The organism is Armatimonadota bacterium, assembly GCA_031081585.1.
GTDB classification, from domain to species: domain Bacteria; phylum Sysuimicrobiota; class Sysuimicrobiia; order Sysuimicrobiales; family Humicultoraceae; genus Geohabitans; species Geohabitans tengchongensis.
The window spans coordinates 20,263-42,525 of the sequence record JAVHLY010000007.1; the positions used below are offsets into that span (position 1 = coordinate 20,263).

At 73.0% G+C, this 22,263-nt stretch carries 23 protein-coding genes; 10 read left to right on the top strand and 13 right to left on the bottom strand.

Annotation, left to right across the window (positions count from 1 at the left end; all coding sequences use genetic code 11):
* Positions 1–31: 31 nt before the first annotated feature.
* Positions 32–682, top strand: coding sequence for a hypothetical protein (locus RB146_04080; protein ID MDQ7828160.1), 651 nt, complete (start codon positions 32–34; stop codon positions 680–682).
* 45 nt (positions 683–727) lie between these two features.
* Here the strand turns inward: RB146_04080 and RB146_04085 are convergent, their stop codons facing one another.
* From RB146_04085 to RB146_04110, 6 genes are all read right to left on the bottom strand, one after another.
* Positions 728–1,045 (bottom strand): PIN domain-containing protein, encoded by a 318-nt coding sequence (locus RB146_04085; GenBank protein ID MDQ7828161.1) that lies wholly within the window; start codon positions 1,043–1,045, stop codon positions 728–730.
* Positions 1,046–1,068: 23 nt separating this feature from the next.
* Positions 1,069–1,527, bottom strand: a complete 459-nt coding sequence (locus tag RB146_04090; GenBank protein MDQ7828162.1) for a DUF1844 domain-containing protein — start codon at positions 1,525–1,527, stop codon at positions 1,069–1,071.
* A gap of 4 nt (positions 1,528–1,531) precedes the next feature.
* Positions 1,532–3,724 carry a TRAP transporter fused permease subunit gene (locus RB146_04095; protein ID MDQ7828163.1) on the bottom strand — a complete coding sequence of 731 codons (2,193 nt, stop codon included), beginning with the start codon at positions 3,722–3,724 and terminating at the stop codon, positions 1,532–1,534.
* The gene (locus tag RB146_04100; protein ID MDQ7828164.1) at positions 3,721–4,173 is read right to left on the bottom strand and encodes a hypothetical protein; all 453 of its coding nucleotides are present in this window, start codon (positions 4,171–4,173) and stop codon (positions 3,721–3,723) included. The genes RB146_04095 and RB146_04100 overlap by 4 nt, the downstream gene beginning before the upstream one ends.
* Before the next feature lie 98 nt (positions 4,174–4,271).
* Positions 4,272–5,258 (bottom strand): TAXI family TRAP transporter solute-binding subunit, encoded by a 987-nt coding sequence (locus tag RB146_04105; GenBank protein ID MDQ7828165.1) that lies wholly within the window; start codon positions 5,256–5,258, stop codon positions 4,272–4,274.
* Positions 5,259–5,440: 182 nt separating this feature from the next.
* Positions 5,441–6,217 carry a methyltransferase domain-containing protein gene (locus RB146_04110; GenBank protein MDQ7828166.1) on the bottom strand — a complete coding sequence of 259 codons (777 nt, stop codon included), beginning with the start codon at positions 6,215–6,217 and terminating at the stop codon, positions 5,441–5,443.
* A gap of 245 nt (positions 6,218–6,462) precedes the next feature.
* Between RB146_04110 and RB146_04115 the strand changes: the two genes are divergently transcribed.
* Together RB146_04115 and RB146_04120 are read left to right on the top strand one after the other, a co-directional pair.
* Entirely contained in the window at positions 6,463–6,636 is a 174-nt protein-coding gene (locus RB146_04115; protein ID MDQ7828167.1) for a tudor domain-containing protein, read from the top strand.
* Positions 6,633–7,448 (top strand): hypothetical protein, encoded by an 816-nt coding sequence (locus tag RB146_04120; GenBank protein ID MDQ7828168.1) that lies wholly within the window; start codon positions 6,633–6,635, stop codon positions 7,446–7,448. The genes RB146_04115 and RB146_04120 overlap by 4 nt, the downstream gene beginning before the upstream one ends.
* Here the strand turns inward: RB146_04120 and RB146_04125 are convergent.
* Positions 7,445–8,470, bottom strand: coding sequence for an acyl-CoA desaturase (locus tag RB146_04125; protein MDQ7828169.1), 1,026 nt, complete (start codon positions 8,468–8,470; stop codon positions 7,445–7,447). The genes RB146_04120 and RB146_04125 overlap by 4 nt on opposite strands.
* Positions 8,471–8,784: 314 nt before the next feature.
* Between RB146_04125 and RB146_04130 the strand changes: the two genes are divergently transcribed.
* Positions 8,785–9,159, top strand: a complete 375-nt coding sequence (locus RB146_04130; GenBank protein ID MDQ7828170.1) for a metalloregulator ArsR/SmtB family transcription factor — start codon at positions 8,785–8,787, stop codon at positions 9,157–9,159.
* Positions 9,160–9,235: 76 nt separating this feature from the next.
* Complete coding sequence (locus tag RB146_04135) at positions 9,236–11,158, top strand: cation-translocating P-type ATPase (GenBank protein ID MDQ7828171.1); 1,923 nt, start codon at positions 9,236–9,238, stop codon at positions 11,156–11,158.
* On the opposite strand, the gene RB146_04140 is transcribed toward RB146_04135, so the two are convergent.
* Genes RB146_04140 through RB146_04150 form a run of 3 tightly spaced genes read right to left on the bottom strand, consistent with a single transcriptional unit; the run spans position 11,155 to position 14,224 of the window.
* Positions 11,155–12,132 carry a uroporphyrinogen decarboxylase family protein gene (locus tag RB146_04140; protein ID MDQ7828172.1) on the bottom strand — a complete coding sequence of 326 codons (978 nt, stop codon included), beginning with the start codon at positions 12,130–12,132 and terminating at the stop codon, positions 11,155–11,157. The genes RB146_04135 and RB146_04140 overlap by 4 nt on opposite strands.
* Positions 12,129–13,079, bottom strand: a complete 951-nt coding sequence (locus RB146_04145) for a DUF1028 domain-containing protein (protein MDQ7828173.1) — start codon at positions 13,077–13,079, stop codon at positions 12,129–12,131. The genes RB146_04140 and RB146_04145 overlap by 4 nt, the downstream gene beginning before the upstream one ends.
* A 5-nt stretch (positions 13,080–13,084) precedes the next feature.
* Entirely contained in the window at positions 13,085–14,224 is a 1,140-nt protein-coding gene (locus RB146_04150; GenBank protein MDQ7828174.1) for a Xaa-Pro peptidase family protein, read from the bottom strand.
* A 135-nt stretch (positions 14,225–14,359) separates the two neighbouring features.
* Between RB146_04150 and RB146_04155 the strand changes: the two genes are divergently transcribed.
* Positions 14,360–15,595: a hypothetical protein gene (locus RB146_04155; GenBank protein MDQ7828175.1), complete on the top strand. Its 1,236-nt coding sequence runs from the start codon at positions 14,360–14,362 to the stop codon at positions 15,593–15,595.
* Here the strand turns inward: RB146_04155 and RB146_04160 are convergent.
* The gene (locus tag RB146_04160; protein MDQ7828176.1) at positions 15,541–16,068 is read right to left on the bottom strand and encodes a GNAT family N-acetyltransferase; all 528 of its coding nucleotides are present in this window, start codon (positions 16,066–16,068) and stop codon (positions 15,541–15,543) included. The genes RB146_04155 and RB146_04160 overlap by 55 nt on opposite strands.
* Before the next feature lie 68 nt (positions 16,069–16,136).
* Between RB146_04160 and RB146_04165 the strand changes: the two genes are divergently transcribed.
* Genes RB146_04165 through RB146_04175 form a run of 3 tightly spaced genes read left to right on the top strand, consistent with a single transcriptional unit; the run spans position 16,137 to position 19,746 of the window.
* Positions 16,137–17,594, top strand: a complete 1,458-nt coding sequence (locus tag RB146_04165) for a DUF1800 domain-containing protein (GenBank protein ID MDQ7828177.1) — start codon at positions 16,137–16,139, stop codon at positions 17,592–17,594.
* Between the two features lie 13 nt (positions 17,595–17,607).
* Positions 17,608–18,870, top strand: a complete 1,263-nt coding sequence (locus RB146_04170; protein ID MDQ7828178.1) for a DUF1501 domain-containing protein — start codon at positions 17,608–17,610, stop codon at positions 18,868–18,870.
* 60 nt (positions 18,871–18,930) lie between these two features.
* Positions 18,931–19,746 (top strand): inositol monophosphatase family protein, encoded by an 816-nt coding sequence (locus RB146_04175; protein MDQ7828179.1) that lies wholly within the window; start codon positions 18,931–18,933, stop codon positions 19,744–19,746.
* Positions 19,747–19,767: 21 nt separating this feature from the next.
* Here the strand turns inward: RB146_04175 and RB146_04180 are convergent, their stop codons facing one another.
* Together RB146_04180 and RB146_04185 are read right to left on the bottom strand one after the other, a co-directional pair.
* Positions 19,768–20,277 carry an NUDIX domain-containing protein gene (locus RB146_04180; protein MDQ7828180.1) on the bottom strand — a complete coding sequence of 170 codons (510 nt, stop codon included), beginning with the start codon at positions 20,275–20,277 and terminating at the stop codon, positions 19,768–19,770.
* 51 nt (positions 20,278–20,328) lie between these two features.
* Positions 20,329–21,060, bottom strand: a complete 732-nt coding sequence (locus RB146_04185) for a VOC family protein (protein ID MDQ7828181.1) — start codon at positions 21,058–21,060, stop codon at positions 20,329–20,331.
* Positions 21,061–21,232: 172 nt separating this feature from the next.
* On the opposite strand from RB146_04185, the gene RB146_04190 reads away from it, so the two are divergent.
* On the top strand, positions 21,233–22,263 hold a 1,031-nt coding region (locus RB146_04190), incomplete at its 3' end, for a hypothetical protein (GenBank protein ID MDQ7828182.1).

Sequence of the window (22,263 nt, forward strand, 5' to 3'; positions counted from 1 at the left end):
GAGGGCCAGGAGAGCAAAGGAGGTCGGCAGGATGGTGACGGTCAGGACGACGACAGCGAGGATGGCGATGCTCTGCACCCTGGCACTGGGGCTGGCGGCGGCACTGACCGCGGCGGCCCCGGCGTTCCCGGCGCTGGCCCAGGGTGCCGGACACCAGCACGCTCCGGCTCCGCAGGCCACCCCCGAGCAGCAGGCCGCGGCGGCGCACCTGCTGGCCGCCGTCCGCGCGGGGATCGCCCGCTTCGCCGACCGCCAGGTCGCCGAAGCGGAAGGGTACCGCCAGTCCGGCCCCTGGCGCTTTCAGACGTGGGGTCCCGCGCACTTCGGCAACCCGCTGTACCGCCAGGACGGCCGGCTCCTCGACCCCCAGCGGCCCGAGGGGCTCGTCTACCTGAAGCTGCCCGAAGGCCGGGAAGTGCTCCTGGGGGCCTTCTTCGTCGCCCCCAGGGGGCAGGGGCCGCGTCCGGGGGGCCCGCTGACCGAGTGGCACAGCCACGAGTGCCTCACCGGCGACGGTCGGCGCCTGCGGTCAGAGGGTGGCGCCTGCCCGCCGGGGACGGAGCTGCGGCCCGCTCGGGTCGAGATGCTGCACGTGTGGACGTTCGACAACCCCGACGGCCCCTTCGCCCACGCGCTCACGCGCCGGGCCATCGAGGCGGCCGTACAGGCGGCCCGGCGCTGAGCCGAGTACGCCCCCGAGGGGCCACTACCGGCCCGCCGGGTGAGATCAGCGGGGCAGGGGGATCTCTGCGAGTCTGGTGAGGCGGTCGTCCCGGTGGTACAGGTCCAACCCGTGGATGCGGGCACAGGCAGAGACGAGGAGGTCTGCGGCGGGGAAGGTCCGTCCGCGGGCGCGGGCCGCACCCGCCAGCCGCCTGGCAGCCTCCCACACGCTATCGTCCGTGGGAACCGTTTCCAGGAGACCTTCCATCCGGCGAAGCCACTGCCGTTTCGCCTCGCCGATGCCGGCCCACAGCTCCAGGCGGACCCAGTCACAGAACCGGGCCTGGCCATTCCGGATGAGAGCCTGCACCCGGGTACGCACGGCCTCATCCCCGCCTCGGCGCACTACCGCTGCCCCGCCTCCCGGCTGCGCTGCTCGACGTAGTTCAGGCGGAGGTTGGTGAGGAGCGTCTCCAGCTCCCGCCGGTCCGTCTCGCCCACCCGGCCCCGGACGACTTCCACCAGCGCCGCCGCGGCGTCGATGGCCAGCCGGGCGTCCTCCAAATGGCGCTCGATCTTCCCCGACGCCGGGTCCGGGACCAGGCCCAGCGCCGCCCAGGCCTTCTGCCCCAGCAGCGAGATGCAGGTGAGGACGAGGGCGGTGGCGTCGACCTCGGCCGGCCGCGCGGCGGACTCCTGCGGCGCTTCGGCGGCCTGCGACGCTGCGGGCGTCCGCAGCGGCTCCGCTGCCGGCGACTCCGGCGCCGGCGCCCTCGGAGAGTCTCCTGCCGGCGGCTGGGTGTCCTGCGGCTCTGGCGTGTCCCCTGGCGTCGCGGTGTCCCGCGGGGTTTCCGCGTCCGTCATGGTCTCACTCCGCGGAGAGGGCCTGGGCTACCCGCGGGCGGAGGAGCTGCATCACCACCGCCAGCGCGATCAGCCCCACGGCCATGAGGTCGAGCGCGGTGGCCGGGTAGATCAGGAGCAGGCCCCCGACGAGCAGGATCGCCCGCTCCAGGAGGGTGGTCCGGCGCAGCAGCCAGGCGCTGACCCCCGACGCCAGCGCCGCCAGGCCTACCAGCGCGGTGAGGGTCACCCTGGCCACGTCCACCCAGTGCGGCGATTCGAGGAGCAGGGCGAGGCCGGAGGGGTGGATGGTGAACATGAGCGGCACCACGAAGGCCGGGAGCGTGTACTTCCACGCCTGCATCATCGTGCGGAAGGGGTTGCCGCCGGTGAGCGCGGACGCCGCCAGCGGGGAGAGGCCCACCGGCGGTGAGACCTCCGAGAGGATGGCGTAGTAGAAGATGAACATGTGCGCGGCGAGCTCGGAGACGCCCAGCCGGATGAGCGCGGGCGCCACCATGACCGCGGCGATGATGTAGGTGGCGGTGATGGGCAGCGCCAGCCCCAGCACCCACAGCGCCACGCCGGCGAAGAGCAGCGTGAAGAGCAACGTCGTCTCCGGCCACGGGGAGACCGCCGCGGCGCTGGTCACGATGATGTCCGAGATCTTCAGCCCCAGGCCGGTCAGGTTCGTCACGCCGACGATGATGCCGGCGGCCGCGGTGGTCACCGCCACGCCCAGTACCTGGCGGCTGCCGTCCGCCAGCGCGGCCACGCCTTTGGTGGCGTTCACGGTGATCCGTCCGACTCCGAGCCCGTCCCGCACCAGGGCGGCTACCAGGAAGAAGGCGGAGAGCGCCGCCCACACGGCCGCCGGCGGCCAGGGCATCGCCTGCCGCCATCCGGCGATGATCCAAGTCAGCGCCAGGGCCAGGATGCTCATGACGAGCCACGGCCAGACCCGGCGCGGCCCTGGCGCTCGCTTCACGACCACGAGCGCCGTCTCCCGCCGGAAGAAGGACGTCACCAGCGCGATGATGGTCGCCCACAGCACCGCGTTGATGGCGGTGAACCCCAGGACCATGAAGAGCGGGATGACCACCAGCGAGGAGAGCAAGTACCAGTAGCGGGCGACCAGCGCCAGCGGGTCTTCCGCCTGGATCTCCACCTGGCGCAGGTGGAAGCGGCGGGCGTCGAGCTCGATCATGAAGAAGATGGCCGCGTAGTAGAGCAGCGTCGGGATGATGGCCATCTTCAGCACCTGCAGGTAGGAGATCTTCAGGATCTCGGCGATGATGAAGGCCGCCGCCCCCAGGATGGGGGGAGAGATGACGGCGCCGATGCCGCCCGCGGACAGCAAGCCGCCGGCGGCCTCGCGGTCGTAGCCGGCGCGGCGCAGCAGCGGGTAGGCGATGGCCCCCACCGTGACCGTGGTGGCCACGCCGCTGCCGGAGGGACCGCCCAGCAGGAACGACGCCACCGTGACCGCCTGCCCGGCGCCCGTGCGCCGGCGCCGCGTCAGGGCAAAGGCCAGGTCCACGAAGAACTTGCCCGCCCCCGACTGCTCGAGGAAGGCGCCGTAGATCGTGAAGAGGATGATGAAGGTGGACGAGACCTCCAGCGGGACGCCGAAGATCCCCTCGAGGGTCATGTAGAGCTGGCCGACCACACGGGCCAGGTCGTAGCCGCGGTGGGTGAAGGGTGGGGGCAACCACGGCCCCACGAAGGCGTAGACCAGGAAGGCGACGACGAGCAGGAGCAGCGCCTTGCCCACGGTGCGCCGCGTCGCCTCCAGCACCAGCAGGATGGTGATGACCCCGAAGGTGATGTCCAGCGGGGTGGGGATGACCGCGCGGTAGATGAACCCCCGAAAGTCCACGAAGATGTAGCCCAGGGCCAGGACGGCCAGGCCGGCCAGGACGACGTCGCCGGGGGTGATGCGCGCGAGCGCCGCGCGCCGCGACGGGTAGAGCAGGAAGGTGAGCACCAGGACGAAGAGCAGGTGGATGGCCAGGTGCGCCTGCCGGATGAAGGTGGCCTGCGCCGCGTACAGGTGGTAGAGGCTCATCAGGACGAGGCCCGCCGTGATGAGCCAGCCGGCCAGCCCGCCGAGCCGCCGGGTCTTGCCCTCGAACTCCTCGACGATCTCCTCGAGCGCCTGCGCGGACGTCGGCAGCGCTGGCTCGCCGGACCGGGCCGGACGCTCCTTGTCCCTCACCCTCGTCCCTCCGCCAGCCAGAGGCGCAGGCGCGGCAGGCGTCGCACCTCCACCCGCAGCCCCGTCCCCACCCCGGCGTCGAACAGCGGCAGGCTCGCACCGTCCACGTGCAGTACCGGGCGGCCCCGCTCCCCCACGCGCAGCGTGAGCGCGTCCAGCGTCACCCCGGTCACGGGGGCGGCGAGGCGGCCGTCCTCGCGCCGGTAGGGCGCCGGCAGGCGGTGGTACTCCAGGACCGCCTCCGCCGTGCTCGCCACCTCGACCAGCGCCAGCCGCCCCGAGCGCACGACGAACCGCTCCCAGGTGGGCGCGCCCCAGATGGAGTTGACGTACTCGAGGACCACGGGGCTCCCCTCCTCGACCGGGACCAGCCACCGGCGCCCCCCGGCCTCATCCGTGACGGTGAGGACAGGGACGGGCCGGGCCAGCCCGGCCAGGGCCACGGCCACCCCGACCGCGACCGCGGCCAGGGCGGCGGCCCGGGGCCGCGCCGTAAGGCGCAGCCGCCGGGCCCCCCGCGTCTGCGGTACCGGACTCGCCCGCGCCGCTAGAAGCCCTCCACGCCGCGCTCCCGGAAGTACCGCACCGCGCCGGGGTGGAAGGGGAGCGGTGAGCGGCCGGCGATGCCGACCAGCGTGATGTTCTGCGCCTCGGAGTGCACCTGCGCCAGCTCAGCCCGCCGCTCGAAGATGAGCTTCGTGATCTGGTAGGCCAGGTCGGCGTTGAAGTCGCGGTGCACCACCAGCAGGTTGGCCACCCCGATGGTCGGCACGGTGGCGGTCATGCCGGGGTAGACGCCGTTGGGGATGCTCACGCGGAAGTAGAGGTTGCCGTAGCGCCGCTGGAGGGTCGGCAGCACCGAGTCGAGGGGCACGAGCTTGATGCGCGTGCCCGGCGTGGTGGCCAGGTCGAGGACCGCCGGGGTGGGCAGCCCGCCGCTCCAGAAGAAGGCGTCGATCTTCCTGTCGCGCAGCGCGTCCACCGACTGGGCCACCCCCAGTCCTTCCCGTCGGATGTCCCGGTCGGGGTGGAGACCGGCGGCCTCGAGGATACGCAGCGCCGTCACCTCGGTGCCGCTGCCCGGCGACCCCACCGAGACGCGCTTGCCCCGCAGGTCGGCCACCGTGGCAATACCGGTGCCTTCCACCGTCACCAGGTGGTTGAAGTTGTTGTACAGCGGCGTCAGCGTGACGGCGGGCACGGGGGCGCCGCGGAAGGGCCCCTCCCCCTTGATGGCGTCGACGGCGGTGTCAGCCAGGGTGAAGGCCAGGTCGGCGCGCTTCGCGGCGATGAGGCGCATGTTGTCCACCGACGCGGAAGTCACCTCGGCGGTGGCCTCGACGTTGGGGATGTGGCGGGAGATCAGCCGGGCCAGGCCGCCTCCCAGCGGGAAGTAGACTCCCCCGGTGCCGCCGGTGGCGATGGAGAGCCGGACCTGGGGCGCGGCCAGCGCGGACCCCAGCGGGCCCACCAGCAGCGCCAGGGCCAGGGTGAGCATGAGGATGATCCCCGCTGCACGTCGCACGGTCTGCATCCCTCCTTCGTGAGGGTGGTTCACTGTCCGGCATGGAGACGGACTCGCGACACCAGCGTATCTGCTCCGGCGGGCTGGCGGAAGGGCCCGCATCCTCTGGCGCTACATCCTGCCGAACGTCCTCTCCCCGCTGCGCGTGCACGTCTCCCTCTCCACCGCGGCGCCATCGCGGCTGAGGCGGTCTAGGTCCGCTCGGCCCGCGCGACCAGGGTCTCGACGGTGAAGACCACCGGCGCACCGTCCGCCACCTCGATGGCGAAGGCTGTGCGCGCCGCCTCGGGGGCCCGGAGCAGCCGCTCGCGCACCGCCGCGGCGGTTTCCAGGTCGGCCCCGGCGCGGGCCAGCCATTCCTCCACCGGCTGGCGCTTGCGGCGGACCTCCCACGCCGTCGGCCGCAGGCCCGCGCCGGGCAGCAGGTCCATCCACTCCTCCACCGTGTAGGCGCGCACGTGGGTGGGGTCGCGCAGGGCGTCCAGGGTGTTGATGAAGCGGTCGAGGGCCGGCTCGGAGGGCGCCAGGTTGTCCACGACCACGAAGCGCCCGCCCGGCCGCAGCACGCGGGCCACCTCCCGCAGCGCCCGCGGCACGTCGAGGAAGTGGTGGGGGGCGATGCGACAGGTGACCGCATCGAAGCTCCCGTCGGCGAAGGGCAGGGCCTCGACGTCGGCCAGGATGGGGAGGACGTTGTCCAGTCGCCGTTCCGCCGCCAGCTCGCGGGTGCGGGCGAGCATCTCCGGGGCGATGTCCAGCGCCACCACCGCCCGCACCAGCGGTGCCACGGCGGCGGCGGTGAACCCGGCCCCGGTGGCCTCGTCGAGGGCGAGCATCTCCGGGTGCGGGTCCAGCAGGCGCACGAGGACGGCCAGGTCGTCGCCCCGGGCGAAGGTGGCGCTCTGCGCGTAGGCGCGGGCCTGCCGCCCGAAGTGCTCGGCGAGGCGGCGGCGCGGCGAGGAGGACACCACAAGATCGGCTTCGCGCGCGTCTGCACGTCCTCCTGTCGGGGGATCCGCCCGGCGTGGACCTCCGGTCCGCGTGGGCCCGTCGGGCTGTGGAGCGCCTGCTCTCCCGGTAGAGGCCCAGCGGCGCCGCGCGCGGGTCCCGCGGCATCCGTCGACAGCGCTCGCCGGATATGCGATAATAGGCTAGTTTCCGCTCGATGCCTCCCGTGCGTTGGGAGGACCACAGACCCGGAAAGGGGACCCGCGTGAGGAAACCCAAGGTCGGCGATCGCGTCTGGTGGAAGCAGGCCCAGCAGGCCCAGTCGGGCGTGGTCATCGCGGTGCGCCGTGACGGGACCACCACGGTCCGGCACGACGACGGGCGCGAGGTCGAAGTCGGGCTCGACCGGATCTACCGGCGCGAGCGCGTCAAGGCATGAACACCCGCCCGGCCCTCGTCACGCTCCGCCCGCAGGAAATCTACGCCATGCACGAGGCCCGCGCCCGCGGCGAGTCGGAGCGCCAGATCGGCGAGCGCTTCGGGCGCCCGGTCAGCGAGGTGCAGCAGTTCCTGCGCCCTCAGTCGGCCACGCGCATGCCCGTGCCCTACCACCTCCACCACAGCGACCCTGCCGCCGACGTGCGGGTGGCGATGTACTGGCTGGGGTTCATCACCGGGGCCTGGGGCCGCATCTACCACCGGGCCGTCCCCTACACCCTGGTGCTGCCGGTGGCGCGGGACGAGGTGGAGTACCTGCGTGTGCTGCTGCGCGACCTGACGGCGAGCCACGCCACCTACGAGATCTGCCACAGCAGCCGGTTCGGCGACGAGGCTTACGTGCGCGACCATGCCCTCAGTGCCGCCCTGCTCCAGTGGGGCGTGGCGGAGCAAGCCCCCGCGCCGGTGGCCGTCGAGTACGTCTCCGACGCCGCCCTCCCCCACTTCACGCGGGGCCTCCTCGAGGGGCAGCGCGGGCGCGGCGAGGCGCACACCTTTACGGACGGCGGCGACCGGGTGGCGCTGGTGGCGAGCGCGGAGGTGGTGACCGCGCTGGCCGGCCGGTTGCCGGAGCAGGAGCGCGCCCTCAAGGGGACGGTGGAGGTCGGGACCCCCGAGGGCGCCGCCACGCTGCGCTTCCGCGGCCCGGCGGCGCGGGCCCTGCTGGCCTGGCTCTACGCCGATCCCGTCCGTTCCAGCCCCCGGGCGCAGCGCCTGGCGGCAGCCTACGGGGCGGCCCGCCACACCGGCTAACCGGCTTCTTCCACCCGCAATCCGTGTCCCAGGACGGGCGAGACGTGCCCGGAGCGGGGGTCGACCAGCCGCACGTTGTCCAGGTAGAGCCGGGGCGTCCGCCAGAGCAGCCCCAGCGCCCGCCGCAGCGGCATCTCGTGGTAGCGGTGCGGCCAGAGGTCCCGCAGCAGGCGTTTCACCTCGGGGAGGTAGCGCGCGCTCATGGCCGGGAAGATGTGGTGCTCCGTGTGGTGGCTGAAGTTTCCGTGCAGGACGTCCAGCAGACGGGGCACGGTCACGCTCAGCGACCCGGCGAGGGGGTCGTCCTCTTCCAGCAGCGGGTTCAGCAGGTGGTTCGTGGCGATGTAGGCCATCACCACGAAGTTCCCCACCAGCAGCGGGATCACGTAGAAGTACGGGAGGGCGTCCCACCCCAGCCACCATCCCAGGAGCGTCCAGGCCGCCATGGGGCCGGCGAACTGGGTCAACAGCAAGAGGCGTTCGCGCCCACGCTCCCGGCGCAGCGCTCCCACCAAGATGATCCAGGAGTGGATGCTTAGCCAGACCGCGAGCATGGCGAAGAACCCGACGCTCCTCACCGGGACCAGCCGGTGGAGCAGGCGCAGGGCGGGGCGCCGGTGGTACTGCTCCAGGGTGCTGTAGGCGTCGGGGTCGCGTCCGGCGATCTGGGTGTGGCCGTGGTGCTCGACGTTGTGCCAGCGCCGCCACAGCCGCGGTCCGATGCCGCTGGGGAGGAGGCAGACCGCCCCCAGCAGGTCGCGGACCCAGGGGCGCCGGACCACGCCGCCGTGGAGGATCTCGTGCCCGAGGAACCCCAGGGAGGCGTAGGCCATGCCGATGGTCACACCCAGGAGGACCCTGGCCGGCACCGGCAGGTCCCACGCGGCGATGGCCCAGGTCCCTGCGGCCCCGACCAGGGCATAGGGCAGGATCCAGAGCGCCCGGGCGGGCACGGGGCGGAAGACGTGCGGCGGCAACCGCTTGCGCAGTTCGCGCACGTAGGTGCGATGGGGGCTCTCCACGTCGGCCTCCTGGGCGAGACGTTGCAGATCGACGTGCGGGACGCGGCCGCGATGTGTGCCTGGGCCGGGGCCGCGATGAGGAGCACGGTGCGGCCCCGACCAGAGTACCCGGTGCCCAGGGTGGATGCAACCGCTACCTGTGGGGCATCAGGCCATGGGAGGTGTCTGCTGCGGACCGGCTCTCGCGCCGTGACCCAGCCAGCCCCCATCGGTTGACGGTCGGCCGACCCGGGCCTATGATGGCGTCTGGAAAAGTGCAGAGTTGTGCACTCATGCAACTTTTCCCGGTCCGGTGGGGAGGGTGGTGAGGCCGTATGGCCGTCAGGGCAGCGTTGCGCCGGGAAGGCACCTGCGAGACCTACCACGTCGACGAAGCGAAAGTCCGGAAGGTCCGCCGCCAGCTCCAGGATGAGGGTCGCTTCGAGGCGGTCGCCCGGATGTTCCAGGTCCTCGCCGATCCCACGCGCGCCAAGTTGCTCTTTGCCCTCGCCCAAGAGGAGTTGTGCGTCTGCGACCTGGCCAGCATCGTGGCGCGGAGCCGCCCCGCCGTCTCCCACCAGCTCCGTCTCCTCAGGGACCTGAAGCTGGTCAAATACCGTCGGCAGGGCCAGATGGCCTACTACGCGCTGGCCGACGAGCACGTCCGGCACCTCATCCAGGAAGGGCTCGACCACGCCGCGGGCTCCTGATGAGCGCATCGCGGCGCGTGCGGATCACGGCCGCGTCGTCGTGATCCACCCCCGGGCCGGGCGACCGCATGACCCCATGAGCCAGGCGAGCGGCGAGGCAGAAGTCAGCGCCTACGGTGGGGCCTGGTGGCGGTTCCCCGCCATGCGCGATGCGCTGGCGGGCGGAGCGCTCATCGCCCTGACCTTGGCCCTCTCCCACCTGCTGGGCTTCGGGCGTCTGGAGCCGTTCGGCTACGCCGCGGCCGCGGTCCTGGGAGGGCGCCACTTCGTGAGGGAAGGGTGGCGCGGGCTGTGGAGCGAGCGCCAGGTGGGCGTCGAGATCTTGATGAGCGCGGCCGCCGTGGGGGCCGCCCTCCTGGGCCTGTGGGACGAGGCCGCCGTCCTGGTCTTCCTCTACGCCACGGCGGAGGCGCTGGAGGAGTACGCATACGCTCGGACGCGGTACGCCATCCGGGGGCTGCTGGATCTGGCGCCCAGGGAGGCGCGCCTCCTGCGAGACGGTCGGGAGGTGACGGTCCCGGCGACGCAGCTCCGGCCGGGGGATCGGTTTGTGGTTCGCCCGGGGGAGGCCATCGCCACCGATGGGGTGATCCTGGAAGGGACCTCCACGGTGGACGAGTCCCCCGTTACCGGCGAGTCGATGCCGGTGGACAAAGTCCCCGGCACGCAGGTCTTCGCCGGCAGCCTGAACACACAGGGCGCGCTGGTCGTGGAAGCCACCGCCTCCTGCGAGGACAATACCCTCTCGAAGATCATCCACCTCGTGGAAGAGGCGCACGAGCAAAAAGGGCGCCTGCAGCGCTTCATCGAGCGCTTCAGCCGGTGGTATTCCCCGACGGTGCTCGTCGCAGCCCTCCTCTTCCTGGTCGTCCCACCGCTCTTCGGCCAGCCGGTCATGCCCTGGGCGCTGCGGGCCATGGTGCTGCTGGTGGCGGCGGCTCCCTGTGCGCTCGTCATGTCCACGCCGGTCGCCGTCGCGGCGGGCATCGGCATCGCCGGGCGGAACGGCGTCCTGATCAAGGGCGGGCTTCACCTGGAGAACCTCGGCCGGGTTCGGGTCGTCGCTTTCGACAAGACGGGCACGCTCACGACAGGGAGGCCGGAGGTTACGGACATCGTGCCGCTCGACCGGATCAGCCCGGCAACCCTGCTGGGTCTGGCCGCGGCGGTCGAGCGCTTCTCGGAGCATCCGCTGGGGGAGGCCATCGCCAGGCGAGCGGACCAGGAAGGCGCACCGCGCGTGCCGGTGGCGGCGTGCCGGGCGCTGCCTGGCCTGGGCATCGAGGCCGAGGTCGACGGCCAGCGGGTCGTCGTGGGCAGCCCCGCCTGGCTCCGGCAACGCGGCATCATCCTGGAGGCCGCGCAGCCCGCCATTGAGGCGCTCCACCGCCAGGGCAAGACCGTCGTCGGCGTTGCCCGGAACGGCACGCTCCTGGGCCTGTTGGCGATGCGCGACCAGCTTCGCCCGGTCGCCCGGCCGACGGTCGCTCGCCTCCACCGTCTGGGCGTGAAGGTGGCCATGCTGACCGGCGACCATGCGGACACGGCGGCCGCCATCGCCCGGGAGTTGGGCATCGACCACGTCCACGCCGAGTTGCGGCCCGAGGACAAGGTCCGGTACATCAGGGAGCTCGAGGCGCGCGAGGGCGCGGTGGCCATGGTCGGTGACGGGATCAACGACGCTCCGGCGCTGGCAGCCGCCACCGTCGGTATCGCCATGGGCGCCGCGGGGACCGATGCGGCCATCGAGGCGGCTGATGTCGCCTTGATGGCGGACGACCTGCCGAAGGTCGTCTACGCCATCCGCCTGGGTCGGGCGGCCCGCGCCATCAGCCGTCAGAACATAGTCTTCTCGCTCCTCGTCCTGAGCCTCCTCATCCCCGGCGCCATCGGTGGCATCGTCACGGTGGTCCTCGCTGTGGTCGTCCATGAAGTGAGCGAACTGCTCGCGGTGGCCAACGGGCTGCGGGTGGCCAGATTCCGACCCACCGAGGCCTAGGAGGGCTCCACCGCCGCCCGCACCGCCCGCAGGTTCGCCTCCGGCGTGTCGATGAGGATCGTGCAGCCGGGGGCGACGACGTGACGGCGCCCCTGGGTCTGCGCCAGCGCGTCCCGGACCTCGGCCGCGCACGCCTCCGGCGTGCCCTGGGCCAGCGTGCCCAGCTCGTCCACGCCGCCGGCGAGACAGCCGGAGAAGCGGGCGCGGGCCTCGGCCAGCGTGGGGCCGGCACGTCGGTCGTGCCAGTTGAGGGCGTCCACGGGGTACTCGGCGGCCAGGTCGAACATCACCTGCGGGCCGTGCAGGTGGAGGAGGCGCACCTCGGCGGCGTCGGCGCCGTCCAGGACCTGCAGGTCGTAGGGGCGGCCGAACTCCTCATACTCGTCCAGGGTCAGGTAGTCGGTCGTGGCGCACTGGGTGGCGAAGAAGATCCCGTCGGCGCCGGCGGTGAGCGCCTCCTGGGCGAACCGCCGGGTAACGTCGGTGATGACCGCCAGCCCCGCGTGCAGCGCCTCGGGCTCCTCCCGCAGGTAGCGGACCAGCGCCTGGTCGCCGGCCAGGGTGCGGGCCACGGTGAGCGGGCTGAAGACCGTGGCCAGGATCACCTCGTCGCGCAGCTCCTGGCGGATCAGGCGGAGGGCGTGCAGCTCGCGGCCGTAGGCGCCGGCGGAGACGTCCAGGGGCCGCAGGCGCCCCCAGTCGGCCGCCTTCTTGATGGGACGGTCGGTGTAGTGGCGCACCCCCTCGCGGTTCGGCCGGTAACCGGCGCGCAGGCCCCAGTCGTCGCCGTAGTAGCCGCTGGCCGGCGTCACCTTGAGGAAGTCCCACTCCCAGGCGCGGAAGAAAGCGACGTGGGCGCGGGCCAGGCTCTCGGCGCGGCTGTCCTCCCGGGGGAAGTGGCGCCACAGGGCCACCGGGGGACGGTCCACCGGGTCGCCGCGCAGCGCCGCCAGCAGCCGCTCGCGCCGCGTCACGGCGTGGTCCGGGCCTGGCGCCGCAGGTGGAGGAGCACCAGGCGGTCGACGATGTCGTCCTCGCGCCAGCGCTCCTCCAGGTTCTCCACCCCGACCCAGCGGCGGAAGGCGTCCTTGGTGCGCGCGTCGTAGCGGCCGGTGACCTCGCCCTCGTAGAACCCGCGCCGCCGCAGCGCCTCCTGGATCTCGCGCACCGTCGGCTCGGTCAGGCGCACGACGTCGGGCACGCCCGGGGGGAAGTAGAAGCGGTGCAGCTCCAGCAGCCGGCGCAGCTCGTCGACGGGGCGCTCGCTGTCGTCCACGCGCAGGTCGACGTAGCGGTCGAGCACCCCGCCGTAGGCGCCGCGCTCCTTCGCCACGTAGAGGGCGGCGGACTGCCGGCCGCGCCGGTCCCCGCCGGCGGCCTCCCCCGCGGCCAGCGCCGCCACCAGCCGCTCCGGGAGGGCGCCGTCGGTCCGCGCGAAGGTCTCGGCCATGGCCGCCACCACCTCCGGTCCGGCCAGGATGTTGCCCTGGCAGGTGAAGCCCTCGCCGGTGCGGTGGCCGGCCCACTCCAGGCACTCGCGCCCGGTCCATGCCGCCGCCCGGCCGCGCGCGTCCACCACGCCGAGCTGGCGGTGCTCACGCTGCTCGTCCGCGTCGACGAGCCGGGCCACCACCTCGTCAGCCGCCAGGCCCTGCTCCAGCAGGCGCAGCCCGTCGGGCCCGTAGCTCAGGTTGGCCCACGCCTGCGTGGCCACCGCGCCCACCCCGGCGCGGGCCCAGGGCACCGCCGCGCCCACGGCCAGGAACTTGCTGGCCACGGCCACCCCCACCTCGCCTGTGCGCGGGTCCAGGGCAACGATGGAGAAGGTGGCGACGGCCCGGCGCATGGTCCGGGCCGGGCGAACGTCCCTGGCCCGGCGCGCGCCGTCTGGCTGCTGCTCGGGAGCTGCCCGGTCCTCCATCGCCCTCAGCCCACGATCAGCGAATCGAGGTCCTTGGGGTAGTGGGTGAGGACCTCGCACCCGTCCTCGGTGACCACGATGGTGTCGGAGTGGCGGAACCCGCCCACACCCGGCACGTAGATGCCGGGCTCGACCGACAGGACCATGCCCGGCTGCAGCACGGTCTCGTCCCCGGGGGCGAAGAAGGGCAGCTCGTGGTAGTCGATGCCGATCCCGTGCCCGGTGCGGTGGATGAAGAACGCCCCGAAGCCCGCTTCCTCGATGACGGCGCGCGCCGCCCGGTCCACCTCCCGACAGGGGACGCCCGGCCGGATGGCCGCCAGGGCCGCCTGCTGGGCGCGCACCATCACCTCGAAGAGCCCGCGCTGCTCCGCCGTGGCCTTCTCCACGAAGATGGTCCGCTCGTCCTCGCTGTAGTAGCCGTTCACGGTGCAGCCCGTGCCGTGGATGACCACGTCCCCGGAGCGCAGCTGACGCCCCGAGGGGATGGAGTGGGGCAGCACCGTCTTCTCGCCGGAGACCGGCCGGGAGCTGGCAGCGACCTCGTCGTCGGAGAAGCGGCGGGCGGCCTCGCGCAGCATCGCCGCGTTGCCCTCCGCCATGATGGCCACCTCCGCCGCCCCTACCTGGCTCGCGTCCACCTCCACGGCCATGCCGTGCTCGGCCAGCAGGCAGCCGCGGCGGATCAGCTCCAGCTCCCCCGCGTCCTTGACCATGCGCGGCGCCTCCACCAGCCGCCGGGTGGGCTGCAGCTCCCAGGGGGCGTGCTCGCGCAGGTAGGCATACCCCTCGAAGGTCAGCCCGCCGGCCTCGAAGCCGACGGGCCCCCGCACTTCCTGGCTGCGCAGGACCTCGATCGTGAGGTCGAGGGCGAGGTGGACCGGGTGTTTGCCGGCCAGCCCGCCGAGGCCGGTGTCGGCGTAGGTGCGGATATCGCGCACCCGGGAACGGGCCTGGGCGTGGGCGGCCTCCAGTTCCGGGATGACCAGCACCGGGGAGGCGGTGAGGACCACCACCACCGGCCGGGAGTAGGTGACCGCCCGGAAGCCCGTCAGGTAGTAGGTGTTGGCCGGGGTGGAGACGATGAGGGCCTGCAGCCCGGCGTCGCGCACCGAACGGTAGACGGTCTCGAGGCGGTCCGTCATCCCTGCATCATTTCGGGCGGGCGCGCTCGCCTCCCTGTGCGCAATTTTTTCGTGCGGGCACGCTCACCCCTCGATGCGCCCGGCGATGGAGGAGTTCCCCCTGCGGTCGCCTAAGCGGGCGCGGGGAGACGCGGGATGGCCACGGAGACCGGGGCAACACGGCGAGGCACCGCGGTCGCGCATCCCCGCCAGCGGGCCATGGTCCCGGCCAGGCTCTGGACGGGCGTCCTCCTGGCAGCCTGGCTCGTCGCCGCCGTGGTGCTGGACGGGTGGGCCCACCACCGCCACCTGGCACACACGCTCGCCCCCCGGACGGAGCGGCGCGGCCCGCCGTCCGTGGCGCTCGGCCTCCCCGCCGCCCCCGTTCCCCTGCACCTGCCGTACTTCCTGGGCCTGGGCGCGGTGGCGGTCCTGACAGCCGGCCGGCTGGCGCGCCTCGGAGGGCCGGGGCGCGGATCGGCTGGTCGAGCGGTCCAGGAACTGGGCCAGGAGAGCCTCCCGGCGGTGGGCCTGCTGCTGGTCCTCGGGGGGGTCACCGGGACTTTGTTGCGGCCGGGTCCCTTCCGCGGCCCGAGCCCCCTGACCATCGACGAACCCCTCACCCCGCTCCTCCACCCCTTCCAGGTTCTCCACGCCGCCGGGCTCGGGCTCATCCTCCTCGACCCGCTGCGCCGCGCCTGGTGTGCGCCCGCAGGGCGTCGACGGCCCCGGGACGCCTTTCCCGCGGTGCTCTCCCTGGGGCTGTTCCTCTTCCTCGTCGGCTACATGGTCCAGTACGCGCACCCGGTGGTGGAGCCGCTGGCGGCCGGCGTGAGCTACGGGACGCTCGGCACCCCCTCGCGCTACGGGGTCGGCGCGCACATCTACGGTCTCGGGGTGCTGGGCTACCTCGTCCAGAGCGTCTCCCTGACCGGCGGCCTCCTCCTGCTGTTGCGGCGGTGGCCGCGCCTGCCCTCCGGCGCCGTCACGCTGCTCCTCACCCTGAGTGTTGTCCCTCTCAGCCTCCTGCGCGGCACGGTGGTCCTGGTCCCGGGGATCGTCCTGGCCGGCCTGGCGGGAGACCGGCTCGTCGACCGCCTCGGCGGGGGGCAGGGAGGCTCGGACTCGGGTCAGGTGCGCCTGGTGGCCGCGCTGGTCCCGGCCGCCACCGCCCTCGCCTCTTTCCTGACGCTGGCGGCCCTGCAGGGCGCGCGGGGACACGGATCGCGCGGGGTCGTCGGGCTGTCCGACCTCTTCCCGGCCTCGCGGGTGGCGTGGAGCGCGGACCTGTGGGTGGGCGTCACCGTGCTCTGCGGCGTGGCCGGCTGGCTGGTGAGCTATCTCGTCTTCCCGCCGCGCCTGCCGGACGGGGCCGGAGGTGCGGGCGCGTGAAGCTGCCGGCGCGCCTGGTGCATGTAGACCCGGAAGCCGAGCCGCTCCCAGAAGCGCATGGCCTCGGGATTCCCGACGGCCACGGTGAGCTCGACCGTGGCGATGCCCTCTTCCGCCATCCAGGCCAGGAGGTGCTCGACCAGGCGGGTGGCGATGCCGCGGCGCCGGTAGCGCGGGTGGGTCACCACGTCCTGGATGTACCCGCGGCGCCGGTCGGCGAAGAAGGGCGGGAGGGTGGTGAGGCGGCCGACGGCAAAGGCCACCACCGTCCCGGCCACGCGGGCCACCAGGACGCGGGCGTCGTCGCGGTGCATCAGGTCGAGCAGGTAGGCTTCGTAGGCGCTCCGCCAGTGCGGGGCGGGCGCGAAGGCGGGGTCCAGCCCGGCGTGGAAGGCCGCCAGGTCGCCCCACAGCTCGAGGAGGGTGGGGAGGTCGGCAGGGCGGGCGCGGTCGATCTCCACGGTCGCGGCCATCTTCGACCGCGCCCCGGCTAAACCTCCGGATGGTGCCGGGTGTCGTAACGGAAGGGGAGGGGTGACCTGTGGCCGAGCCGTCCCTGCGCCGGTTCCGTCCTACCGCCAGTGCCCCCTGGGACGAAGTCCGGGCCGCCCACCTGCTCAACCGGGCCGGCTTCGGCGGGCCGCCGGAGGAGGTGCGCCGCCTGGTCGCCCTCGGCCCGGACGGCGCCGTCGAGGAGCTGCTCGGCTACGAGCGCACCCCCGAGGCGTTCCCACCGCCCGACTACAGCGAGCTCGGCCGCCTGGCCGACGAGGCGGAGGCGCTGCGCCGCACCGGGGCCGACGAGGCCGCCCGCCGCGCCCTGGCCCAGCGCATCGTGCGGTCGCAGCGGGAGGCGTTGCAGGCCACGCGGGAGTGGTGGGTGGCACGCATGGTGCAGACGCACCGGCCGCTCCAGGAGAAGATGGTCCTCTTCTGGCACGGGCTGCTGGTCTCCGGCTTCCCCGAGGTGCGCAACCCCGTCCTGCTCTACCAGCAGAACGAGCTCTTCCGCCGCATGGCCCTGGGCAACTTCAAGGCGCTGATCCTGGCGATCAGCCGCGACCCGGCCATGCTCACCTACCTGGACAACGCCAGCAACCGCAAGGGCCGCCCCAACGAGAACTACGCCCGGGAACTCCTCGAGCTCTTCACCATGGGGATCGGCCACTACACCGAGCAGGACGTCAAGGAGGCCGCCCGCGCCTTCACCGGGTGGACCTTCCGGGGCACCGAGTTCGTCTTCAACCGGGCGCAGCACGACGACGGGGTGAAGACCTTCCTCGGGCGCACCGGGCCTTTCGACGGCACGGACGTCATCGACATCATCTTCGAGCAGCCGGCCACGGCGCGCTTCCTGCCGCGCCGCCTCTTCGAGTTCTTCGCCGGCTACCGCCCGCCCGACGGCCTGGTGGAGGAGCTGGCCCGCACCTTCCGCGCCGTCGACTTCGAGGTGGGGCCGCTCGTGCGGACCATCCTGCGCTCGGAGGCCTTCTACGCCCCGCAGGCCCTGCGAGCCCAGGTGAAGAGCCCGGCGCAGCTCGTCATCGGCACGGCCCGCCTGCTCGGCCTGGGCTCCGAGGCCGCCCGCGCGCTCACGCTGGCGATGGACCTGATGGGCCAGGCGCTGCTGATCCCGCCGCACGTGGGCGGCTGGCCGAGCGGCGAGGGGTGGATCACCACCTCCACCATCCTGGTCCGCTACAACTTCGCGGGGCTGCTCACCAACGGGCAGATGCCGGGCGTCCCCCGCCGGGCGGCCGGAGGGCTGCGCCCCGTGGAGGTGGCCGGGCTCCTGGACGGGGCGGAGACGGCCGGGGAGGCGGTGGCGGCGCTCATCCGCCGGTTCCTGCCGGGCGCGGTCCTCGACCGGAAACGCACCTTCGCCCTGCTGCGGGCCCTCGGGGCGAACCGTCCCACCGACTCTGTCCGGTTCACCCTGCAGCGGGTCCGTACCGCGCTCCACCTGATCCTGAGCATGCCGGAGTACCAGCTCTGCTGAGAGGAGGCCGCCCATGCCGCACGGCATGACCCGGCGCGAGTTCGTGAAGAAGGGGCTGACCATGGTGGCCGTGGGCGCCACCGCGCCCGCCTTCCTCACCCGCACGGCCCTGGCCATGACCAACCCCTGGGACGTTGCCGAGGTGCAGAGCCGCCCCGGCGTCCCCGACCAGCGCATCCTGGTGGTCGTGCAGCTCGGCGGCGGGAACGACGGGCTGAACACGGTGGTGCCCTTCGCCGACGACGCCTACTACCGGGCGCGCCCCACGCTGGCTGTGCCGCAGAAGGACGTCTTGCGGCTCACCGACTCGCTCGGCCTGCACCCTGCGCTGGCGCGGTTGAAGGGGCTCTACGATCAGGGTGCGGTGGCCGTCGTGCAGGGGGTGGGCTATCCCAACCCCAGCCGCTCCCACTTCCGCTCCATGGAGATCTGGCACACCGCCGACCCGGAGGGCCGGGTGGTGCGCTACGGCTGGATCGGCCGCTACTTCGACAGCCAGTGCCCGGTGTGCGAGCAGCCCACCGTGGGCGTGAACGTGGGGCCCACGCTCCCGCTGGCGATGCGGGCCGCCTCCGGGCAGGGGGTGACCCTGGAGTCCCCCGAGGCCTTCCAGTGGATGCCGAGCTTCGAGGGGATCGGCCGGCAGGAGCAGGTGGAGCTCTTCCGCCTGCTCAACGCCCCGGCGCCCAACGAACCGGGCACCATCGACTTCCTGCGCCACACCGCCATGAACGCCTACGTCTCGGCGGAGCAGGTGCGCGCGGCGGTGGCGCGCTACCGTGGCGGGACCGGCTACCCCAACAGCCACTTCGCCGCCAGCCTGCGCCTGATCGCCCAGATGATCGCCGGCGGGCTGCCCACCCGGGTCTACTACGCGCACATGACCGGGTTCGACACCCACGCCGCCCAGCGCGGCGTCCACGAGCGGCTGCTGGCCGAGCTGGCGGAAGGGGTGGAGGCCTTCTACCGCGACCTGCGCCCCCAAGGCAACGCCGACCGGGTGCTCACGCTGGCCTTCAGCGAGTTCGGGCGGCGGGTGGCGGAGAACGGCAGCGCCGGCACCGACCACGGGACGGCGGCACCGATGTTCCTCTTCGGGCCGGCGGTCAAGGGCGGTCTCTACGGGCAGCACCCCAGCCTCACCGACCTGACCGACGGGGACCTCAAGCACGCCATTGACTTCCGCTCCGTCTACGCGACGGTGCTGGAGCGCTGGCTGGGCGCGGACCCGATCAAGATCCTGGGCGCCCCGTTCGACCGCGTGCCCTTCGTCTAGTCGCGCCGCCTCGACCGGCAGCCCCTCCACTCCCCCGCCGACGCGGTACAGTAAGGGGACGTGGATGCCAATCGCACCTTCGAGGACTTCCTGAGCGACCCGTACGCCGCCTTCGCCGTCGACCTGGCCCGGCGGGCCGGCGAGCGTCTCGGGGCCCTCTTCGCCGAGACGGCCGCGGACAAGGAGATCCGCCTGAAAGGGCCCGCCAACCTGGTCACCCGGGCCGACCGGGAGGTCGAGGCGTTCCTGCTCCAGGCCGTCACGGCGCGCTTCCCCGACCACGGCTACCTGGGCGAGGAGGGGGCGCGCCGCCCGGGCGGCGAGTTCCGCTGGGTGGCCGACCCGCTCGACGGCACGACCAACTTCGCCCACGGGGTGCCGGTCTTCACCGTCTCCCTCGCACTGCAGCGCCGGGAGGAGACCGTTCTGGGGGTGATCTGCGACCCGGTCCTGCGGGAGCTGTTCGTGGCGGGGCGGGGTCGCGGTGCCTGGGTCCTGCAGGACAGCGGCGCCCCGAGGCGGCTCGAGGTGTCGGTGACGGCGCGGCTGGAGGACGCCCTCCTGGCCACGGGGTTCTCCGGGACGAAGGTCCGGCCGGAGCACCTGCGCCCGTTGGGCCGCTTCCTCCAGGTGGTGCACGGGGTACGCAACACGGGGTCGGCCGCCCTGCACCTGGCCTACGTGGCGGCCGGTCGGCTGGATGCCTTCTGGGAGGCCGGGCTCAACCTCTGGGACGTGGCGGCGGGGCTGCTGCTGGTCGAGGAGGCGGGCGGGCGCGTCTCCGACATCCACGGCGGGCCGCTGCGCTCGTGGGACGTGCTGGCGAGCAACGGCCACCTGCACGAGGCCGTGGTGGCGGTGCTCAGCGCTCCGTGAGGGGCGCGGGCAGGCGGCTGCTCAGCCGCGGGCGGCCGCCTCGAGGCGGTCCCGGTGTGTCTCCAACAGAGCCCGCTGCTCGGGCCACAACATCTCCGGCAGCGAGTCGAGGGGGAACCACCCGCCGAAGGTGGGGTGGTGCGCCGCGTCGGCCGGTATGGCCTCGCGCTGGGTGGTGCGGAAGAGGAAGTAGTGCGTGGTCTTCCAGCGCGAGCGGTCGAAGCTCAGCCGCTCCACCGCCCCGAGCGGGCCCACCAGCGTCAGGTCGGTGAGGCCGGTCTCCTCGGCCACCTCGCGGCGGGCGGCCTCCTCCAGGGACTCGCCGGGCGCGACCCGCCCCTTCGGCAGGACGTAGCGCGGCCAGTGGCCCTCGCGCGCCAGCGCGACGTACACCCGCCCGCTCTCCAGGCGCACGACGACTCCCCCGGCGGAGGTCTCCTCCGGCACCCCCGGAGGCCTCCTGTACCAGGTCGCGTCGACCGGCGGCGTCGCGTCGACCGGCGGCGTCTCGTCGATCGGCGGCTCACCCATGGGCCCCCGGCGGCGTGGCGGGCTGTGTCGACCTCAGCGATCCCCCTCGGCTCAGCGGTTCCCCTCGGCCGGAACGCGCACCCCGTAGGGCCCACGGCCGTAGTCGTACATGAGGCGGGTGAAGCGCTCGGGGCGGGGGATGCCCCGGTGCTCCGGTTTGATCTCGGACAGCTGCACCATGAAGCGCACGTCGCCGTTGTCGTAGAAGAAGTACAGCGACCAGCGCTCGTCCCGCTCCAGCACCATGTAGTCGGACGGCAGGCCGTGGCGGCGCACGTGGTGCCAGGCCGCCGCCAGGTCGTCGACCACGAAGCCGATGTGGTGCACGCGCGAGGGGACGCCGGGGTTGAGCGGGCCCGGCGCGGCGTCGAAGAGGAAGATCGCGCCCGCCCCCGCCGTCAACACGGTCTGGTGGGCGTCGTCGCGGATGACCCGCAGGCCGAGGACCTCGCTGAAAAAGCGGCGGGCGTCGGCGCGGTCGTACACGGCCAGGGCGATGTGGTCGAAGCCGACGTTCTGCCAGGACCCCGGCACGGTGCCGAGCGGCTCGCTGGTGACGTGGAAGGTCCGGGTGCCGAAGTGCGCCACCGTCTCGCCGATGAACATGTCCGGGTAGACGGGGTCGCCGGCGGGAGTGCGGATGGTCAGGCGGCGTCCCACCCGTAGCCCGTCCGGGAGGAGACGCTCGAGCGCCTCGTGGAAGATGCCGCTGCGCGCAACCGCTCCCTCGTATCGGTGTCCCTCGGTGAGGAAGGTCAGGGTGACGGTGCTATCGGCGGTCATGGGCTGCACCCCTCCCCCTGGGCATGAGAGTATGTCGCAATATTCCTGCGCAGGAAAGGCTCCTGCACCACCGTAGTCTCCTCACGACTTCACGCTACAGCCTGAGAGTCTCGTTCAGCGCCTCCGGGGGCGGAGGGAGCCTCGGGCATCCTTCCGCCCCTGGGAGAGGTGGGTGGCCGTGCGGAAGGTCATAGGGGCCTGGACGGGGCTCGTCCTCCTCTGCCTGCTGGCGGCCGCTCCCTCGCTGACGCAGGCCCGGGCGCCGATCGATCCCCGCATCTTCGAGCAGATGGGCACGAATCCGACGGGGGAGGCCACCTTCCTGGTGGTCCTGTCGGCACGGCCGCAGCTCGACGGTCTGCCGCCGGCGCCCGACCGGCTGGCCCGGCGAGAGCGGACGGTCAACCTCCTCAAGGCGACGGCCGCCAGGAGCCAGGCCCCCGTCCTCCACCGGCTCACGCAGCTGCACGCGCAGGGACTCGTCAGGGCGTTCCAGGGGTTCTTCTCGACCAACGTGGTCTCGGTGACCGGCGGGCAGCCAGCCGTCTCCACCCTGGCCGCCCTCCCCGGTGTGGACGCCCTCGAAGCCGACACACCCGTCCAGGTGCAGGGATGGCTCGTCGGCGGCGCCCGCCCTGCCGACGCGGACGTGGGCATCCTGGCGGTGCAGTCGAACATCCGGCAGGTGCAGGCACCGGCGGCGTGGGCGCTCGGCTTCCGCGGCCAGGGGGTCGTGGTGGCGGGGATCGATACGGGCGTCCGGCACACGCATGCGGCCCTGGTCCGGAACTACCGATGTGGCCGCGACGGTCCCCACCGGACCTGCTGGCTCGACGCCGTCGCCGGAGAGCGCGTCCCCTACGACGACCACTTCCACGGGACCCACACGATGGGGACGGCCGTGGGGCGCCTGGGCCCTGGGCATCGGGGTGGCCAGAAGCGCCAAGTGGATCGCCTGCAAGGCGATGGACGCGGGCGGGAGGGGCACGCTCACCGACATCCTGGAGTGCTCCGACTTCCTGCTGGGCCTGCCGGCGCGCTCCATGCCGGATACGATCAACAACTCCTGGGGCGCTCCCCGCGGCAGCACGGCCTTTACCGGCCTGATCGATGCCTGGCTGGCCGCCGGGATCACCCCGGTCTTCTCGGGGGGAACGCCGGGCCGGCCTGTGGGAGCACGAGCAGCCCCGGGGAGTACACGCG

Excerpts from the sequence above, each read along its gene's own strand:
- RB146_04080 (MDQ7828160.1), top strand. The coding sequence starts at position 32 with ATGGTGACGGTCAGGACGACGACAGCGAGGATGGCGATGCTCTGCACC.
- RB146_04090 (MDQ7828162.1), bottom strand. The coding sequence starts at position 1,527 with ATGACGGACGCGGAAACCCCGCGGGACACCGCGACGCCAGGGGACACG.
- RB146_04105 (MDQ7828165.1), bottom strand. The coding sequence starts at position 5,258 with ATGCAGACCGTGCGACGTGCAGCGGGGATCATCCTCATGCTCACCCTG.
- RB146_04120 (MDQ7828168.1), top strand. The coding sequence starts at position 6,633 with ATGAACACCCGCCCGGCCCTCGTCACGCTCCGCCCGCAGGAAATCTAC.
- RB146_04130 (MDQ7828170.1), top strand. The coding sequence starts at position 8,785 with ATGGCCGTCAGGGCAGCGTTGCGCCGGGAAGGCACCTGCGAGACCTAC.
- RB146_04135 (MDQ7828171.1), top strand. The coding sequence starts at position 9,236 with ATGAGCCAGGCGAGCGGCGAGGCAGAAGTCAGCGCCTACGGTGGGGCC.
- RB146_04145 (MDQ7828173.1), bottom strand. The coding sequence starts at position 13,079 with ATGGAGGACCGGGCAGCTCCCGAGCAGCAGCCAGACGGCGCGCGCCGG.
- RB146_04150 (MDQ7828174.1), bottom strand. The coding sequence starts at position 14,224 with ATGACGGACCGCCTCGAGACCGTCTACCGTTCGGTGCGCGACGCCGGG.
- RB146_04155 (MDQ7828175.1), top strand. The coding sequence starts at position 14,360 with ATGGCCACGGAGACCGGGGCAACACGGCGAGGCACCGCGGTCGCGCAT.
- RB146_04160 (MDQ7828176.1), bottom strand. The coding sequence starts at position 16,068 with ATGGCCGCGACCGTGGAGATCGACCGCGCCCGCCCTGCCGACCTCCCC.
- RB146_04170 (MDQ7828178.1), top strand. The coding sequence starts at position 17,608 with ATGCCGCACGGCATGACCCGGCGCGAGTTCGTGAAGAAGGGGCTGACC.
- RB146_04180 (MDQ7828180.1), bottom strand. The coding sequence starts at position 20,277 with ATGGGTGAGCCGCCGATCGACGAGACGCCGCCGGTCGACGCGACGCCG.
- RB146_04185 (MDQ7828181.1), bottom strand. The coding sequence starts at position 21,060 with ATGACCGCCGATAGCACCGTCACCCTGACCTTCCTCACCGAGGGACAC.